This window comes from Novosphingobium sp. TK46 (genome assembly GCF_055361525.1).
This window is the reverse complement of sequence record NZ_CM143963.1, coordinates 3,346,365-3,363,236: the sequence shown is the minus strand read 5'-3', so window position 1 is coordinate 3,363,236 and position 16,872 is coordinate 3,346,365. Positions and strand designations below refer to the sequence as shown.

The following is a 16,872-nucleotide window of genomic DNA, read 5'->3' as shown; positions in this document are numbered from 1 at the left end:
CGCTCGCAGGCTAATCTGCGCGTTGCGCGTCCCAGTGCGTCATCTCGTATGCGATCGAGGTTTCTACCAGGTCGTGCCATAAGGTTTCCACCGCCTCGCTAGGCAGCCCCAGCGCTTGCGCCCGTTCCTTGGCGTTGGCGATCACTTGCGCCTTGCGCCCCTCATCCCGCACTTGGCCGCGATCGGACTTGATGCGTGCGGCGGCGCGCATGTAGGCGAACCGCAAGGCCAGCATCTCGACCAATTGGGCATCGAGCGCGTCGACGCCGGCGCGAACCTCTTCCATCGAGAGACAGGTATCGGGCAGCGGTGGGACGTCGGGCATACGGGCTGCTCTAGACGCCTCTCCCATCCCAGTCGAGTGTGCCAGTCGCTTGACTTTCGCATGGCGCACGTTATTGGCGCCGCTTCACTTGGACCCTGCCTCATAGGCGGGAAACGTCCGTTCGGCCCCGCACTCCGGTGAAGCGGTGGCCGCGTTCCAGCCTAGGAACGGTGCGACCCGGAACATCATGGTCGCACCATTTTGGGGTGGCCCGCAGAATTGAAGGACACGATATGTCGAAGCGTCATAGTGCAAAGCACAAGCTCGATCGCCGTATGGGCGAGAACATCTGGGGTCGTCCGAAGAGTTCAGTCAACCGCCGTGCTTATGGCCCTGGCCAGCACGGTCAGCGCCGGAAGAGCAAGGTGTCGGATTACGGCATCCAGTTGCGCGCCAAGCAGAAGCTCAAGGGCTATTACGGCGATGTGACGGAAAAGCAGTTCAAGCGCACCTACGCCGAGGCGTCGCGCATGAAGGGCGACACCGGCCAGAACCTGATCGGCCTGCTCGAACAGCGCCTGGACATGGTCGTGTATCGCGCCAAGTTCGCGCCGACGATCTTCTCGGCCCGTCAGATCGTGAGCCACGGCCACATTCGCGTCAATGGCGTCAAGTGCAACATCGCCAGCCGCCGCGTCCTCGTTGGCGATGTCATCAGCCTGGGTGACAAGGCCAAGGAAATGGCTCTGATCGCAGAGGCACAGACGCTCGCTGAGCGTGAAGTTCCCGATTACGTATCGCAGGATGGTGGTGACAAGATCACCTTCGTGCGCGTGCCTACGCTCGACGAGGTTCCCTATCCGGTAAAGATGGAGCCCAATCTGGTGGTCGAGTTCTACTCGCGCTAAGTCAGGCGACATCGGTAGTTGAGTGGAGCGGTCCTGCGGGGCCGCTCTTTTCATATGGGCTCCCGGCGATGCGACAAATGGTGGAAGATCAGACGGATGGCGGGAACCACTCGCGCTGCTTCTTCGTTTTCAGGTTACTATGTCCAAGTATCGTTTCATCACCCCCCACCGTGCCGGCAAGTGGTACGCCGATCTTCATCTAGCGAAGCGCTTCGCCAACGCGATCGGGGCCGGGTTCCTCGACGCGCGCAGTGGCGAGTTCGTTGCATATCCAGGCACTAAGCTTGAGGTTGCAAACTACGCCAAATGATGAAGCTGGAACCGTCAGGTTGCTAGTACGAGCGGAGATCTTGGGTCATACTGCCCGGCCTAACGACGTAACCTTGCACCGCCGAAACGACTAGGCCTGATGATAGTCTGTCCTAAAAGTTGCGGCAAAGCTCGCGAAGCGCGTTTCAAAGATCGCGTCACGCATTGCCTGCATAAGCTGCTGATAGAATCCTAAATTGTGCTCTGTCAGTAGCATGGCGCCCAGAATTTCGCCTGACTTGATCAGGTGGTGTAGGTAAGCACGAGTATAGGTCCGACAGGTCGGACAGGCGCAGTGAGGATCAAGGGGGCCGGTGTCCTCGGCATGCCGCGCATTTCGCATGTTGATCGGGCCATTCCAGGTAAATGCCTGACCATTGCGCCCGGACCGGGTCGGCAAGACACAGTCGAACATATCAACTCCGCGTTCGACGGCGCCCACAAGATCATCGGGTTTGCCCACTCCCATGAGATATCTCGGGCGATCGGCAGGAAGTTGCCCCGGCGCAAAATCCAGCGTCGCGAACATCGCCTCCTGGCCCTCCCCAACCGCCAAACCACCGATCGCATAGCCATCGAAGCCGATGTCCGCCAAAGCGTCGGCCGATTGACGCCGCAGGCCTTCGTCGAGCGCACCTTGCTGAATGCCGAATAGTGCCGCATTCTCCGCATGTTCGCCACCGGCATCGAAGCCCTCTCGGCTTCGCCGCGCCCACCGCATCGACATCTCCATCGATCGAGCGATGACATCGCGGCCCTGATCAATCTTTGGACATTCGTCGAACGCCATGACGATGTCGGATCCGAGAAGACGCTGGATTTCCATCGATCTCTCCGGCGTAAGCAGGTGGCGCGAACCATCGAGATGGCTGGCGAAAGTGACGCCTTCTTCCGTGATCTTGCGTAGATCGGACAGACTCATGACCTGATAGCCGCCGCTGTCGGTGAGGATCGGGCGGTCCCAGTTCATGAAGCGATGAAGCCCGCCCAACCGAGCGACCCGTTCGGCGCCCGGTCGCAACATCAGATGATAGGTGTTGCCAAGGATGATGTCGGCACCCGATGCGCGTACATCCTGCGGCTTCATCGCCTTGACCGTCGCCGCGGTACCGACCGGCATGAACGCCGGGGTGCGTATTTCGCCACGTTTCATGGCGATGCGGCCCGTGCGCGCGCGGCCGTCGGTAGCGTGAATGGCAAAGTCGAACCGAGGCATGTTCAAAACCCGTAGACGAGCGTGAAGCGGGAGAGTGTGTCAGTGCGACGCGAGCCGATCGGCGGGGCGCTGTCGTGTTCATACCGGTATGACAGGCGTGCCTTCAGACCTTTCAGCATTCCCGCCTCAAGAGAGGTAGTCGAGGTGAACGTGCTGTTGTCCGATTCGAGATATGCGCTCGCCTGCTGGCTCAACTTGATCGCACGCGTCGCATTCCAGGCGAAGTCGAGAGAGCCGAGCGCCGAAACCGTCGTCGCTCCAGGTTCATCGATATAGTTGGTAAAGCGCAACGCAGGTCCGCCTTCAAAGGACAGCTTGAGATCCTTTGTGTTATAGAAGCGATAGCCGACACCCGGTGAGAGAGAATATCGGCTGTAATAGCCTTGGAACTTATCACTCTCGTACTGGCCCAGACCATAGGCGTAAAACCTGTCACTCAACGTGTATCGCGGGGTGTACGATGCCAGGTATTGCTCTCTGGATACGACGTCACCGGTCTTCTGGTAATCGGCAGTGAATTGCAGCTTGTGCTGCCAATAAACGCCGATGCGTTCAAGCTTCAGGCCCGCAGATACACCCGCGCTGGTGGTGTTACCGGTGGTGTTGAAAGCTCCGATCTCGCCCTCTCCCCGCCACAACTGCAGTGGCCTGGCCGCCAGCACACGTTCGCGCTCGTTCTCGGCCTTTTCCGCCACGACGAGTTTGTGCGTATCGTCGTACTTCTGCTTCATCGCGTCGATTTCCGCGCTGGCTTGCGGCTGGGTCGATTTTGCCGCCTTCACGACGGCGTCGACGGCTTTGCTGTCGTCGGTCTGCATGACCGCTTCAAGCATGGCGCGAACGGGGCCGGGAAGTTCGGCGCACGCAGGAGTGGCGGCGCCAGCGAGGACGCAAAACAGGACGACGGTACGAGCAGACATTATCCAGAAACTTAGCGCGTTAGTTGCGCAGGCGCCACCCAGTGCGGAAGATGAACGCGATCAACGCCACGCACGCTGCGAGGAACGCCAGAGTCAGCCCCAACGACAGCCAGATCGACACATCCGAGGTGCCATAAAACGTCCAGCGCAGACCATTCACAAGGTAGACTACCGGGTTGGCCATCGCGACGGTTCGCCAAGGCTGCGCCAGCATCTGCACCGAATAGAACGTCCCGCCCAGGAACGTCAGTGGCGTCAGGATCAGCATCGGCACCACCGAAAGCTTTTCGAAGCTGTCCGCCCAGATGCCCAGGATGAAACCGAACAGCGAGAAGCTGGCTGACACCAGAAGGATGAAGCCAAAAGCATACACCGGATGCAGGATCGAATAATCGACGAACAGGGTCGCCGTAGCCAAAATGATCGTCGCCAGAATCAGCGACTTGGTCGCCGCTGCGCCGACGAAGCCGACGAGAGTCTCGGCCACCCCCACCGGAGCGGACAACAGCTCGTAGATGGCACCGGTGAAACGCGGCATGTAGATGCCGAAACTTGCATTGCTGGTGCTTTCGCCAAGCAGCGTCAGCAAGAGCAGACCCGGCACGATAAATGCGCCGTAGCTCACCCCATCCATGCCTCCCTGCATGCGCCCGCCGATGGCGGCGCCGAAGACGACGAAGTACAGCGATGTCGTGAGCACCGGCGCCAGGATCGACTGCATCGCGGTACGGAACGCGCGCATCAGCTCCTGCTTGTAGATGGTCCAGGCGCTGCGAGCGCTGAAGCTGATCATGCCGCCGCTCCGACGCTTTGCGATCGTCCTTCGACCAAGTCGACGAAGATATCTTCAAGACTCGATTCACGCTGGTCGATAGCCACGTAATCCACGCCGTCGCGCGTAAGTTCCTTGGTGATTGCGGCGATATCCGCCTTACCCTGACCGGCACCGTCACCACCACGATACGTGAGCGACATACCATCATCGCTCAGGGTTACGGGATAGCCGGCCAGTGAAGCGGAGATCCCACTTTGGGCGGCGCTAAACGTGATTAGCGCCTCGGTTCGACCAAGCCGCTTCATCATCGCGTCCTTTTCATCGACCATCACGATCTCGCCCTGCCGTATGATCCCGACACGGTCGGCCATCTCCTCGGCTTCCTCGATGTAATGGGTGGTCAGGATCACCGTCGTTCCGCGGGCACGCATCTCACCGATCTGTTTCCACATCTCACGTCTCAGTTCCACGTCGACGCCCGCCGTCGGCTCATCGAGAAAAAGCAGTTCCGGCTCGTGCGCCATCGCTTTCGCGATCAGGACGCGACGCTTCATTCCGCCGGATAAGGCACGTATCTGCACGTTCCGCTTATCCCATAAGCTAAGAGATCGAAGGATCGCCTCGATCCGACCGGGATCGGGGGCAAGGCCGAACAACCCCCGCGAATGCGACACGGCGCGCAAAACCGGCTCGAACATGTCCGTTGCCAGTTCCTGGGGCACGAGCCCGATACGCCGCCTCAGCGATCGCCAATGGGTTCGCATGTCTTCGCCAAAAGCGTGGATCGTTCCGCCGCTGGGCCGCACCAGTCCGCAAACCGCGCCAATCAATGTCGTCTTGCCGGCACCGTTCGGCCCCAGCAGCGCAAAGATTTCACCCTTGCGAATGTCGAGATCGACACCGTTGAGAGCTTGAAAGCCACCCTTGTAGGTTTTGGTGAGGCCGCGGATTTTGAGGATGGGTTCCATGCCGCGCTTAGATGGCGTGGCATGCCGGTCGTTCCAAGGCCAAAGTTCAGGGAATGAGCAACGAAGAATCGCCATAAGAATAAAAGCGATAATCCCGTTCGATCGCGTGCAAGTAGATCGCTTGCATCCGCTCGAGCCCCATCAAGGCCGAGACCAGCATGAACAGGGTCGAACGCGGCAGATGGAAGTTGGTCATCAAGCCATCGACCGCGCGAAAACGGTAGCCGGGCGTGATGAAGATCGAGGTGTCACCCGCGAAGGGTAGTATCGTTCCATCGTCGCCGGCGGCACTTTCCAGCAGACGAAGGCTTGTTGTTCCCACTGCGATGAGGCGTCCGCCAGACGCGCGCGCTGTGTTCAGGCGCGCGGCGACAGCGGCATCGATCTCCCCCCATTCGGCGTGCATCCGATGCTCGGCGGTGTCATTTGCCTTGACCGGGAGGAAGGTTCCAGCACCGACATGCAGCGTCAGCGTCTCACGGCCAATCCCGGCGGCGTCCAAGGCAGCGACGAGTTCCGGCGTGAAATGTAGCGAAGCGGTAGGTGCGGCGACCGCGCCGTCGCGCGCTGCGAACATTGTCTGGTAATCGCTTCGGTCTGCCTCATCGGTCGGCCGCTTACCGGCGATATACGGCGGCAATGGCATCCGCCCGGCTCGCTCCAACAGGACCTCGACGGGCTCGTCCCCTTCGAACCACAAGGTCCAGCTGCCATCCTCGTGCCGCTGCTGAGCGATCGCGAAAACATCGGCCGGAAACGTGATGCGGTCGCCGGTTCGCAGGCGCTTGGCGTTGCGCACGAACGCCTGCCATCGACGCAAGTCGATACGCTTGTGAAGCGTCGCTCCGATCCGGGCTTCGCCTCGCTGCCCCTCCAGCTGCGCTGGAATGACCCGCGTATCGTTGAACACCAGGACATCGCCAGCCCGCAAAAGGGCTGGTAGATCATGAACATGGCAATCGGCAAGCGGGGCCTCACCCGTGGCGACAAGCATCCTAGCCGCATGGCGGGGCTTCATCGGCCGCAGCGCGATGCGTTCGGGCGGCAGGTCGAAGTCGAACAGATCTACCTTCATGGCAATGCCGCGCGGGGCCGCGAGAATCAGTCCGACTTCGACGTGTTCAGCGCCGCAGCGCTTACCGGCGCGGCAGGACTGACGGGAGCCGCCGGTGCACCCTTGCGCTCGCTTGCCAACGAGGCCTGCAGGACACGCGTCGGGTTCGCGGGCGGCTCGCCGCGCTGAATCGCATCGACGTATTGCATGCCCGAGATGACACGACCGAACACCGTGTACTTGTGATCAAGTGCGAAGCGCGGGTAGAAAACGATGAAGAACTGGCTGTTTGCCGTGTTTGGATCGTTGGTACGCGCCATCGAGACGGTACCACGCAAGTGCGGCATCGCATTGAATTCCGCCTTCAGGTCGGGCAATTTGGAACCGCCCTGCCCCGTCCCGGTCGGGTCGCCGGTCTGAGCCATGAAGCCATCTATGACACGGTGGAAAACCACACCGTTATAGAAGCCCTGCTTCGTCAGCTCCTTTATCCGCGCGACGTGTGCGGGCGCCCATTGCGGCATGAGCCGGATCGCCACGCGCCCTCCATCATCCAGATCGAGTAGCAGCACGTTATCCGGATCATGCGCGATGTCGGTGTCGATCAGCGTGGGTAGCGCAGCCGGCGGCGGTGTCACCGCCTCTGGCTTTTTGGCGAGCGCCGGCGAGCCGGTCAGGGCCAGGCCCATTACCATGCCCATCATCGTCGGAACAAGCAGACGCAGCTTCATCGGCAACTTTCGGATAGGGCCGCGCGCGGATGGCGCGCCGCAACGTGGGATTGGCAACAGCCAGCGCGATAGAACCAAGCCCCTGTCATGGCAATGAACGGAAATGTCGGGGGCAGACACACGCCGGCCCGTCAATAATCGCCGCGAAGACCGACCTTCGCGATGCGCGCTACCACGTCGTCGCGGACGGCGGGGCTGACGAATCTGGCGATTTCGCCGCCGAACATCGCGATTTCCTTGACCAGTTTGGACGCGATCGGCTGCAATCCGACGTCGGCCATCAGAAAGACGGTTTCGATACGATCGTTCAGCTGTTGGTTCATGCCCGCCATCTGGTATTCGTATTCAAAATCCGCGACTGCGCGCAGGCCGCGGATGATCATGCTGGCCCCCTGCACCTCGGCGAACTTCATCAGCAGGGCATTGAAGCCCACCACTTCGACGTTGGTTAGGCCCATGTCGGCCACCTCGCGCTCGACCATGGCGATCCGTTCGCTCGGCGTGAACATCGGATCCTTGGACGGGTTGGTCGTCACGCCCAGGATCAGCCGATCGACGAGGTTTGAACCTCGCCTTATGATATCGGCATGGCCCAGCGTGATCGGATCGAATGTGCCGGGATACACCCCGATGCGGGTCGCGTCCGCCATCTAGTGGTCCCTTTCGAGTATATATCGGGCGACGTCGCGCAACAAATCGGCTTCCCCCCCATGACCGGAGAGGTGCGCGACGGCCTGGTCGACCAGCAGCGATGCCTGCGCTCGCGCACGATCCGCACCGAGCAGCGAAACGAAGGTTTCCTTACCCGCTTGGGCATCTTTTCCGACCGCCTTGCCGGCAATCGCCTCGTCACCCTCGTGATCGATGAGGTCGTCGACGATCTGGAATGCCAATCCGATGTCGCGGGCATAACCGCGCAAGTGTGTTCGCGCTTCGAGCGGAACATGACCTAGGATCGCGCCCATTTCCACCGCCGCACCCAGCAGTGCGCCCGTCTTCAGCTGTTGCAGCCGGGTCACCGTTGCCAGATCGAAGTCGCCGGTCGCCGCCACGAGATCCATCATCTGCCCACCGGCCATGCCGCGAAAGCCGCTTGCCAGCCCGAGCGCCCGCACCAGTTCGATGCGAACGAACGGGTCGCCGCTCGTCTGTGGATCGGCCAACACCTCAAAGGCAAAATCGTGCAGGGCGTCGCCGGCCAGCACCGCCGTTGCCTCGTCGAACGCGAGGTGCAGGGTCGGCTTGCCATGACGTAGCGCATCGTCGTCCATGCAAGGCAAGTCGTCATGCACGAGCGAATAGACGTGGATCGCCTCGATCGCGCAACCGGCGCGAACGGAGGCGGCACGATCGACACCGTACATCGTCGCCGTGGCGCAAAGCAGCAGCGGGCGCAGGCGCTTGCCACCGCCGATCGCGGCATAGCGCATCGCCTCGACCAGCCGGGCGCGAGCGTCCTGCGGCACAGGCAGCAACGCGTCGAACGCCGCGTCGACCTCGCCGGCTATGCGCGCCAACGCGGCGGGGAGTAGCGAGCCGCTCATCGCGCTGTCGCTGTCGTCGCCGCGTAACGAAGCCATGGCTCAGCGCTCCACGGCATCGAAGGGCTGTACCGAAGCGGGCAGACCGTCGGGACCGGCGACGATCTTCTCGATCCGCGCCTGCGCCGCATCGAGGCGAGCCTGACAATGCCGACGAAGCGCCTCGCCGCGTTCGTAAAGCGTGATCGAGTCATCGAGCGGTACGTCGCCACTCTCGAGGGCACGCACCACGTCCTCGAGCGCACGCAGCGCATCCTCGAAGCTCAGGGCGGCGATATCGGTGGTGTCGTTCATCGGCTGCAGCAATGGCGCTGCCGCGCGCGTGGGTCAAGGTGGCCCCGCTTCACCTCGTGGTATGGCACCCGGCACGCCTGGCGATCGTAAGTCGATGCGTCTGGTTCAAAAGCCGATCTTGACCCCGACCATCGCCCGATTGCTGGACGCTCCCAGTAGCTGTCCGGACTCGCCGTGGAGGTCGATGGTCATGGTGTCGCTCACGCGCAGTTCGGCCTTGGGCAATCCTTCGGGCGGGCTTTCCGGCAAAGGGGTAAGCCGATCACGTTTTGGGTCATGAGCGCAGACGACGATCTCGCCTGGTTTGCCCGCATCGCATCGTGGCCGGATGCCGCTGACTTGCGCAAGCGGCGCAGCGGCGGTCTCGAACTCGGGACCGATATGAGGCAGGGCAATCGCCGGAGGCACGTCTGGCAAGGGCATGGATCATGTCTCACCGAAGTTCGGGATGTCCATCAGATCGTAAGAACATGGCCGAAGTGAGGCTGCGAGCGAAGACGATGCTACCATGGCCCTGCATCATGACGAGCGCACCGGCGCGCTCGGCCTAGCCACCCCGATTGTCTGGCGCTAAGGCGCAAGCCATGTCCGGAATCACCCCAGAAGTCGTCGAGGCACATGGCCTCAACCCCGAAGAATACCAGCGTGTCCTGCGCGCGATCGGTCGCGAGCCGAACCTGGTCGAGCTCGGCATCTTCTCGGTCATGTGGTCGGAACACTGCTCTTACAAGTCGAGCCGCTTCCACCTGAAGCAGTTGCCGACGACCGCGCCATGGGTGATCTGCGGACCGGGTGAGAATGCCGGCGTGATCGACATCGGCGAAGGGCCGCGCGGGCAGAAGCTGGCAGCCATCTTCAAGATGGAAAGCCACAATCACCCCAGCTACATCGAACCTTATCAAGGCGCTGCGACCGGCGTCGGCGGTATCCTGCGCGACGTGTTCACGATGGGCGCGCGCCCGATCGCCAACATGAACGCCCTACGGTTCGGCCGGCCGGATCACCCCAAGATGAAACACCTCGTCCAAGGCGTGGTGTCGGGCATCGGTGGCTACGGCAACTGCGTCGGCGTGCCGACCGTGGGTGGCGAAACCAACTTCCACAAGGCGTACGACGGCAACATCCTGGTCAATGCGATGACCGTGGGCATCGCGGCGCAGGACAAGATCTTCTACTCGGCCGCCACGGGCCTGGGCAATCCGATCGTCTATGTCGGATCCAAGACCGGTCGCGATGGCATCCACGGCGCCACGATGGCCAGCGCCGACTTCGACGAGCACAGCGACGAGAAGCGTCCCACCGTGCAGGTCGGCGATCCGTTTACCGAGAAGCTGCTGATCGAGGCGTGCCTCGAACTGATGGCCACCGACGCGATCGTCGCGATCCAGGACATGGGCGCGGCGGGGCTGACGTCCTCCTCGGTCGAGATGGCCAGCAAGGGCGGCGCCGGCATCCGGCTCGACATGAACGCGGTCCCTTGCCGCGAAGAGGGCATGACCCCTTACGAGATGATGCTGAGCGAGAGTCAGGAGCGCATGCTCATGGTGCTCAAGCCCGGCAAGGAACCGATGGCCGAAGCGATCTTCCTCAAATGGGAGCTCGACTTCGCGGTAATCGGTGAAGTCACCGATACCGGGCACATGGTGCTGGAATTCGACGGCGCGGTCGTCTGCGACATTCCTTTGGGCCCGCTGGCGGATGACGCGCCGGAGTACGAGCGGCCCTATATCACCCGCGAGCAATATACCGACTGGGCTGCGGTCCTGCCGCTGGGCGACGTGCCCGATCAGACGAACGTCGCGGCCGACTTGGTGAAGCTGATGGGGACGGCCGATCTCGCCTCACGCAAGTGGATCTGGGAACAATACGATTCGCAGGTGGGTGCGGACACGCTCCAGAAGCCGGGTGGCGATGCGGCTGTGGTGCGGATCCACGACACCACCAAAGCGCTCGCGATGAGCACCGATTGCACCCCACGCTACGTCTATGCCGATCCTTACGAGGGTGGCATGCAGGCGGTGGCCGAGACCTGGCGCAACCTTTGCGCCGTGGGCGCGCGCCCGCTGGCGATCACGAATTGCCTGAACTTCGCCAACCCACAGCGGCCCGAGATCATGGCGCAGATCGTCTATGCGCTGCACGGCATGGGCGATGCATGTCGTGCGCTGGACTACCCGATCGTGAGCGGCAACGTCTCGCTCTACAACGAAAGCAAGGCCACAGGGGGCGGCTCGGCCATCCTGCCCACGCCGGCGATCGGTGGCGTCGGACTGCTTGACGATCATGAGGCGATGGCGACGATCGCATTCAAGGCGCCGGGAGAGACGATTGTCCTCATCGGCGGTGAAAGCGGGCATCTGGGACAATCGCTGTGGCTGCGCGAAATTCATGGCCGCGAAGAAGGGCCGCCTCCGCCGGTCGGGCTGGCGCTGGAGCGCGCTTCTGGCGAGCACGTCCGCGATCTGATCGCGCGAAAGCTGGTAAGCGCGGTGCATGACTGCGCCGATGGCGGCGTGGCGGTCGCTTTGGCGGAGATGGCGCTGGCCAGTGGGATCGGCTTCGCGGTCGCGGCACCTCAGGATACGGTGAGCGAACCTGCGTTCTGGTTCGGTGAGGATCAGGCGCGCTATGTCGTGACCACCAGCGACCCCACTGCCGTCCTTGATGCCGTCGCGCAGGCCGGGCTGGTCGCCTTCGCGCTGGGGCAAACCGAAGGCACCGCCCTCACCTTCCGTGGCGGTAGCCGCGAAAGCCATGCCGAGATCGCGGATCTGCGCGAAGCACACGAAGCGTTCTTCCGCGACTGGATGGATGCCTGACCAATCACGTTCGAGGACATGCCAGACTTCCGCGTCAGATCTGTCTGACGCGGAGTAACAGTCTCCGCGTTAGCTTGACGCTAGGACGTTGACCGTCAGCGCCAGGATCCCAAGGTTGAAGGCAAACGCGAACAGACCCTGAAAGGTGGAAATCCGTCGCATCGCCTGATCGGTGATGTCGATATCGGCGGTCTGGCAGGTCATGCCGATCACGAACGCGAAATTTACGAAGTCGGCAAATACCGGCAGCTGATCGCCCGGGAAATCGAGGCCGGCATGATCGCCGCTATCCCTCACGGAGTAGTACAGGCGGGCGTAATGGAAGGCATAGACCATGTTCGCGAACGTCCAGCTCGCCATCAAGGTCGAAACCAGCAGGACGATATGCCGGGCGTCGAGTCCCTTCTTGTCGAGGATCAGCATGCCCAGCGCGGTCAGCACCACCATGCTGATCAGCGCCGTCAACATCAGCAGCAGGAGCTGATTGCCGTCGTCGCGATGTGCCTCGATCCGCATCGCCTCGGCATCGCCGCGCCGCCACAATCCCACGCAGGAAAGAATGAACGCGAGCACCGCCACGTCGAAGCCGACCAGAAGTGCCAGATCGAACTTGATGACAGCATTGAGCGCTGTCGCCGCGATCACCAGCACGAGCAGGAACAATCGGTATCGCGGATGACCGCCGCCCAGCAACGCGATACGCGACGATCCCGTCATGCTTCAGGCCACCCAGTCCCGGCGATTGATGCCCAGCAGCTTCAACACGCTGGTAAGGTCTCCGCGATCGACCCGACCGTTCGCGGCTTCTCGCGCCTTGGGCTTGGCATGATAGGCGAAGCCGTATGTGGCGGCCTCGATCATGGGAATGTCGTTGGCACCATCGCCACTTGCCAAGGTGACGGGATGTTCGCCCAGCGCCGCGGACTCTTCCAGCAATGTCGTTCGCTTGACGGCGCTGTCGACGATCCCGCCGACGAGGCCACCTGTCAGCTTGCCATCGACCACCTCCAGCCGGTTGCCGACCACCCGGTCGAAACCGAGCAGTTCCCCGATCGGATCGGCGAAATGATGGAAGCCCCCCGTCACCAGGACCGTCCGACAGCCCAGGGATTTTAGCGTCGCCACCAGCGTACCGGCGCCCGCCATCGGGCGGATCCGCTCGGCGAGGCAAGCGTCGATCGCGCTCTCGGGCAGACCTGCCAGCAGCTTCACGCGTTCGCGCAAGGCGGCGACGAAGTCGAGTTCACCCTGCATCGCCCGCTCGGTGATCGCGGCCACCCGATCTTTCAAGCCGGCATAATCGGCCAGCTCGTCGATGCACTCCTGCCCGATCATGGTTGAATCCATGTCCGAGATGAACAGGCGCGGCACCACCGGTTCGTCATTCGCCACCAGCATGTCGTACGGCGAGAAGTGCGTATCCAGAACCGCGATCATCGCCGCGGCATCGTCGTCGGGCGAAGTGATTTCGAGCGTATCGCCGCAGTGGTCGAGCATGGCGGCAGCGGCAAGGCGAATACCGCGCGTTTCAAGTTCTGCGCGCGCCGCGTCGATCCTTGCGGACAGGCTCTCGGGGTCTGCTATCAGCCGGGCTATGAGCACCGAAATATCCTCTGATTGGTTCCTGAAGCCGCACCCCGAAAGGCCGCCGATGGCGCTCATCGCAGGGCCCACCGCGAGCGGCAAGAGCGATTGTGCCGTTGCGCTGGCGCAGGCGATCGAGAGCGCGGGATGCCAGGCCATGGTGATCAATGCGGACAGCGCCCAGGTCTACGCCGACTTGGCGGTGCTCAGCGCAAGGCCTTCGTCAGAAGATATGGGAGGTATCGATCATCGACTCTTCGGCGTTTGGGATGGCGCCCAAGCGTGCTCGGCCGCCGACTGGGCCGTCGCGGCGCGTACCGAGATCGACGCCGCGCACGAGGATGGTGTCGTGCCGATCCTGGTCGGTGGTACCGGATTATATATCCGCACCTTGCTCGAGGGCATCGCTCCGGTACCACAGATCGACCCCGAAGTACGCGGCCTCGTGCGCGCCATGCCCATCGAGGCCGCCTATGCGGCTCTGCAACAGGAAGATCCCGAACGCGCCGCCGCCCTCGCCCCGGCAGATTCGGTACGGATCGCCCGCGCACTCGAGGTCGTCCGCTCGACCGGCAGCACACTGGCGTCCTGGCAATCGCGCACGACGGGCGGGATCGGCGCGCGCGTCTCAGTCCAGGCGGCGATCCTGCTGCCCGAGCGACAAGCGCTCTATGCGCGGTGCGACAATCGCTTCGCCGGCATGATCGCAGGCGGCGCGATCGACGAGGTCGGGCGCCTGTTGGAGCGAGATCTCGATCCCGATCTTCCGGTGATGCGGGCGATCGGCGTGCCCGAGCTCTCGGCTTACCTTCGGGGCGAGTTGGCACTCGACCAGGCAGAAGCCCGAGGAGCGCAGGCCACGCGAAATTACGCGAAGCGGCAGTTTACGTGGTTGCGCCACCAACTTGATACCCGTTGGCCTAGGATCGCGATCGACAATCCATCAGAAGATGATCTTTCTGAAACAATATTACGCTATTTTGGGTTGACCCGACATTTTTGATTATCTAGGAGCCCGTTACCCGCCCGAAATCAATGAGGCGGGAGGGAGAGGATGCGACCCGGCCCGCCATTGTGGAGCCGGGTCCATTTCTTTATGACCCCGGTTCGCCATTTCGGCAGCCGAGGCGCGATCCCTTGCGCCTCGTAAATTAAGGAACGTGTTGTGACCGAAGAGCGCAGCGGCGCGAACATTCTGGTTGAAGGTCTTGTGCGGCAGGGCGTCGAATTCGTATTCGGCTATCCCGGTGGTGCCGTGCTTCCCATCTACGACGCCTTGTTCTCCGAAGAGCGAATTCGCCACATCCTCGTTCGCCACGAAGCCGGCGCAGCCCATGCCGCGGAAGGCTACGCTCGCTCGACCGGCAAGCCGGGCGTCGTGCTCGTCACCTCGGGTCCGGGCGCGACCAACGCGATGACCGGCATCGCCGACGCCTTTCTCGACTCGATTCCGCTGGTCGTGATTACCGGCCAGGTGCCCACGGCGCTGATCGGCTCGGACGCGTTCCAGGAAGCCGACACCATCGGCATGTCGCGCCACTGCACCAAGCACAACTATCTGGTGCGCGATCCTGCCGAGCTTGCGGCGACGATCGACGAGGCGTTCCAGATCGCCACCACCGGTCGCCCCGGTCCGGTTCTGATCGATATCCCCAAGGACGTGCAGATCGCATCGGCGCTGTGGCACGATGGCGCGCCCCAGCGCCGCAACCGCTACACGCCACGCCTCGAAGCCGGCGCGCAGGAGATCGCCGAGGCGGTCGAGATGATCGCGTCCGCCACCAAGCCGGTGTTCTACACCGGCGGCGGCGTCATCAACTCGGGCCCGCGCGCCTCCGCCTTGCTGCGCGAGTTGCAGGCCAAGGTCGGTGCGCCGGTCACCTCGACGCTGATGGGCCTGGGTGCGTTCCCGGCCGACAGCAAGGACTGGCTTGGCATGCTGGGCATGCACGGCACGTACGAAGCCAACATGGCGATGAACGAGGCGGACCTGATCGTCTGCGTCGGGGCCCGCTTCGACGACCGGGTCACCGGCCGCCTCGATGCCTTCGCGCCCAACTCGCGCAAGATCCACATCGATATCGACCGCTCGTCGATCAACAAGACCGTGCATGTCGACCTGCCGCTGGTGGGTGACTGTGCGAATGTGCTCGACCAGCTGCTTGCCGAGTGGGGCCCGCGCGACGGCCAGAACCTGACCGCGTGGCATGCCAAGGTCGATACATGGCGCGCTCGCCAAAGCCTGGCGTTCCCGCGCCTGGCCGAAGCGATCGTGCCGCAGCTGGCGGTGCAGCGCCTGTTCGAACTCACCCGTGAGTACGACCCGATCATCTCGACCGAGGTCGGCCAGCACCAGATGTGGGCGGCGCAGCACTATCACTTCTTCTCGCCGAACCGGTGGCTCACCTCGGGTGGCCTCGGCACGATGGGCTATGGCCTTCCGGCCGCGATCGGTGCGCAGTGCGGCAATCCCAATAAGCTGGTGATCGACATCGCCGGGGACGCCTCGATCCAGATGAACATTCAGGAACTGGGTACCGCCTCGCAGTATCGACTGCCGGTCAAGGTCTTCATTCTCAACAACGAGTGGATGGGCATGGTCCGCCAGTGGCAGGAGCTCACCTACGAGAGCCGCTATTCGAACTCGTATTCGGACAGCCTGCCCGACTTCGTGAAGCTGGCCGAGGCTTATGGTTGGAAGGGCATCCGCATCGAGAACGAGAGCCAGCTGGATGCCGGCATTCAGGCGATGATCGACTACGACGGCCCAGTCATCGTCGACTGCCAGGTGTCCAAGGCGGCGAACTGCTTCCCGATGATCCCGAGCGGCGCGGCGCATACAGAGATGATGCTGCACGGCGACATCGTCACCGGCATCATGGACGACCACGCCAAAGCGCTGGTCTGAGGACAATCGAACCATGAAGATCACCCAGGCCGCAGAAGAGCGGCACGTCCTCACCGTGACCGTCGACAACGAAGCGGGCATCCTCGCTCGCATCGCCGGCATGTTCACCGCGCGCGGCTACAACATCGACAGCCTGACCGTGGCCGACATCACCGAGAACCACTCGGTCAGCCGGATCACCATCGTTACCAATGGCCCGCCGGCGGTGATCGACCAAATCCGCCACCAGCTTGAACGGCTGGTCTCGGTGCACAAGGTGGTCGACCTCACCGAAGTCGGTCCTTACGTCGAGCGCGAGCTGGCGCTGATCAAGGTGGCCGGGACCGGCGAGAAGCGCGTCGAGGCGTTGCGCGTCGCGGAGATCTTCCGCGCCCGGCCGGTCGACACCACCACCGAGAGCTTCGTGTTCGAACTCACCGGCGCACCGCAGAAGATCGACAGCTTCATCGCGCTGATGCGCGGTCTTGGCCTTGTCGAGGTCGGTCGCACCGGCATCGTCGGCATGGCACGCGGATCGATCGAAGCCTGATTTCACACCCGCGCGTCGTCCTGGGCTCAGGTCCAGGACCAAGGGCCATTC

Annotated in this window: 18 protein-coding genes; 5 read left to right on the top strand and 13 right to left on the bottom strand. The window is 62.7% G+C overall.

Annotated features, from left to right (window positions below; all coding sequences use genetic code 11):
• Positions 1-10: 10 nt before the first annotated feature.
• Positions 11-325 (bottom strand): chorismate mutase, encoded by a 315-nt coding sequence (locus ACXJ1Z_RS16080; protein ID WP_463778016.1) that lies wholly within the window; start codon positions 323-325, stop codon positions 11-13.
• A 233-nt stretch (positions 326-558) separates the two neighbouring features.
• On the opposite strand from ACXJ1Z_RS16080, the gene rpsD reads away from it, so the two are divergent.
• Complete coding sequence (rpsD, locus tag ACXJ1Z_RS16075; RefSeq protein WP_463778014.1) at positions 559-1,173, top strand: 30S ribosomal protein S4; 615 nt, start codon at positions 559-561, stop codon at positions 1,171-1,173.
• A gap of 400 nt (positions 1,174-1,573) precedes the next feature.
• Here the strand turns inward: rpsD and tgt are convergent, their stop codons facing one another.
• From tgt to ACXJ1Z_RS16025, 10 genes are all read right to left on the bottom strand, one after another.
• A complete protein-coding gene (tgt, locus tag ACXJ1Z_RS16070) occupies positions 1,574-2,698 on the bottom strand; it encodes a tRNA guanosine(34) transglycosylase Tgt (protein ID WP_463778013.1) in 1,125 nt (374 codons plus the stop codon).
• A gap of 2 nt (positions 2,699-2,700) precedes the next feature.
• Positions 2,701-3,531 carry a DUF481 domain-containing protein gene (locus ACXJ1Z_RS16065; protein WP_463778012.1) on the bottom strand — a complete coding sequence of 277 codons (831 nt, stop codon included), beginning with the start codon at positions 3,529-3,531 and terminating at the stop codon, positions 2,701-2,703.
• A 106-nt stretch (positions 3,532-3,637) separates the two neighbouring features.
• The gene (locus tag ACXJ1Z_RS16060; RefSeq protein WP_463778010.1) at positions 3,638-4,411 is read right to left on the bottom strand and encodes an ABC transporter permease; all 774 of its coding nucleotides are present in this window, start codon (positions 4,409-4,411) and stop codon (positions 3,638-3,640) included.
• Positions 4,408-5,361 carry an ABC transporter ATP-binding protein gene (locus ACXJ1Z_RS16055; protein WP_463778009.1) on the bottom strand — a complete coding sequence of 318 codons (954 nt, stop codon included), beginning with the start codon at positions 5,359-5,361 and terminating at the stop codon, positions 4,408-4,410. The genes ACXJ1Z_RS16060 and ACXJ1Z_RS16055 overlap by 4 nt, the downstream gene beginning before the upstream one ends.
• Positions 5,362-5,407: 46 nt before the next feature.
• The gene (gene queA / locus ACXJ1Z_RS16050) at positions 5,408-6,436 is read right to left on the bottom strand and encodes a tRNA preQ1(34) S-adenosylmethionine ribosyltransferase-isomerase QueA (RefSeq protein WP_463778007.1); all 1,029 of its coding nucleotides are present in this window, start codon (positions 6,434-6,436) and stop codon (positions 5,408-5,410) included.
• A gap of 26 nt (positions 6,437-6,462) precedes the next feature.
• Positions 6,463-7,146 (bottom strand): peptidylprolyl isomerase, encoded by a 684-nt coding sequence (locus ACXJ1Z_RS16045; RefSeq protein WP_463778006.1) that lies wholly within the window; start codon positions 7,144-7,146, stop codon positions 6,463-6,465.
• A gap of 131 nt (positions 7,147-7,277) precedes the next feature.
• Entirely contained in the window at positions 7,278-7,796 is a 519-nt protein-coding gene (gene coaD, locus ACXJ1Z_RS16040) for a pantetheine-phosphate adenylyltransferase (protein WP_463778004.1), read from the bottom strand.
• The gene (locus tag ACXJ1Z_RS16035) at positions 7,797-8,726 is read right to left on the bottom strand and encodes a polyprenyl synthetase family protein (protein ID WP_463778003.1); all 930 of its coding nucleotides are present in this window, start codon (positions 8,724-8,726) and stop codon (positions 7,797-7,799) included.
• A 3-nt stretch (positions 8,727-8,729) separates the two neighbouring features.
• Positions 8,730-8,981, bottom strand: coding sequence for an exodeoxyribonuclease VII small subunit (locus tag ACXJ1Z_RS16030; protein WP_463778001.1), 252 nt, complete (start codon positions 8,979-8,981; stop codon positions 8,730-8,732).
• Positions 8,982-9,086: 105 nt separating this feature from the next.
• Positions 9,087-9,404, bottom strand: a complete 318-nt coding sequence (locus ACXJ1Z_RS16025; protein ID WP_463778000.1) for a hypothetical protein — start codon at positions 9,402-9,404, stop codon at positions 9,087-9,089.
• Positions 9,405-9,565: 161 nt separating this feature from the next.
• Here ACXJ1Z_RS16025 and purL point away from each other — a divergent pair, with 161 nt between their 5' ends.
• Positions 9,566-11,800: a phosphoribosylformylglycinamidine synthase subunit PurL gene (gene purL, locus ACXJ1Z_RS16020; RefSeq protein ID WP_463777999.1), complete on the top strand. Its 2,235-nt coding sequence runs from the start codon at positions 9,566-9,568 to the stop codon at positions 11,798-11,800.
• A gap of 69 nt (positions 11,801-11,869) precedes the next feature.
• On the opposite strand, the gene ACXJ1Z_RS16015 is transcribed toward purL, so the two are convergent.
• Positions 11,870-12,517 (bottom strand): DUF1345 domain-containing protein, encoded by a 648-nt coding sequence (locus ACXJ1Z_RS16015; protein ID WP_463777997.1) that lies wholly within the window; start codon positions 12,515-12,517, stop codon positions 11,870-11,872.
• Between the two features lie 3 nt (positions 12,518-12,520).
• Complete coding sequence (gene serB, locus ACXJ1Z_RS16010) at positions 12,521-13,402, bottom strand: phosphoserine phosphatase SerB (RefSeq protein WP_463781273.1); 882 nt, start codon at positions 13,400-13,402, stop codon at positions 12,521-12,523.
• A gap of 49 nt (positions 13,403-13,451) precedes the next feature.
• On the opposite strand from serB, the gene miaA reads away from it, so the two are divergent.
• The 3 genes from miaA to ilvN all read left to right on the top strand — a co-directional run bounded on the left by miaA (position 13,452) and on the right by ilvN (position 16,821).
• Entirely contained in the window at positions 13,452-14,387 is a 936-nt protein-coding gene (gene miaA, locus ACXJ1Z_RS16005; protein ID WP_463777996.1) for a tRNA (adenosine(37)-N6)-dimethylallyltransferase MiaA, read from the top strand.
• Between the two features lie 162 nt (positions 14,388-14,549).
• A complete protein-coding gene (gene ilvB / locus ACXJ1Z_RS16000) occupies positions 14,550-16,292 on the top strand; it encodes a biosynthetic-type acetolactate synthase large subunit (RefSeq protein WP_463777995.1) in 1,743 nt (580 codons plus the stop codon).
• 13 nt (positions 16,293-16,305) lie between these two features.
• A complete protein-coding gene (ilvN, locus tag ACXJ1Z_RS15995; RefSeq protein WP_463777993.1) occupies positions 16,306-16,821 on the top strand; it encodes an acetolactate synthase small subunit in 516 nt (171 codons plus the stop codon).
• Positions 16,822-16,872: the final 51 nt, after the last annotated feature.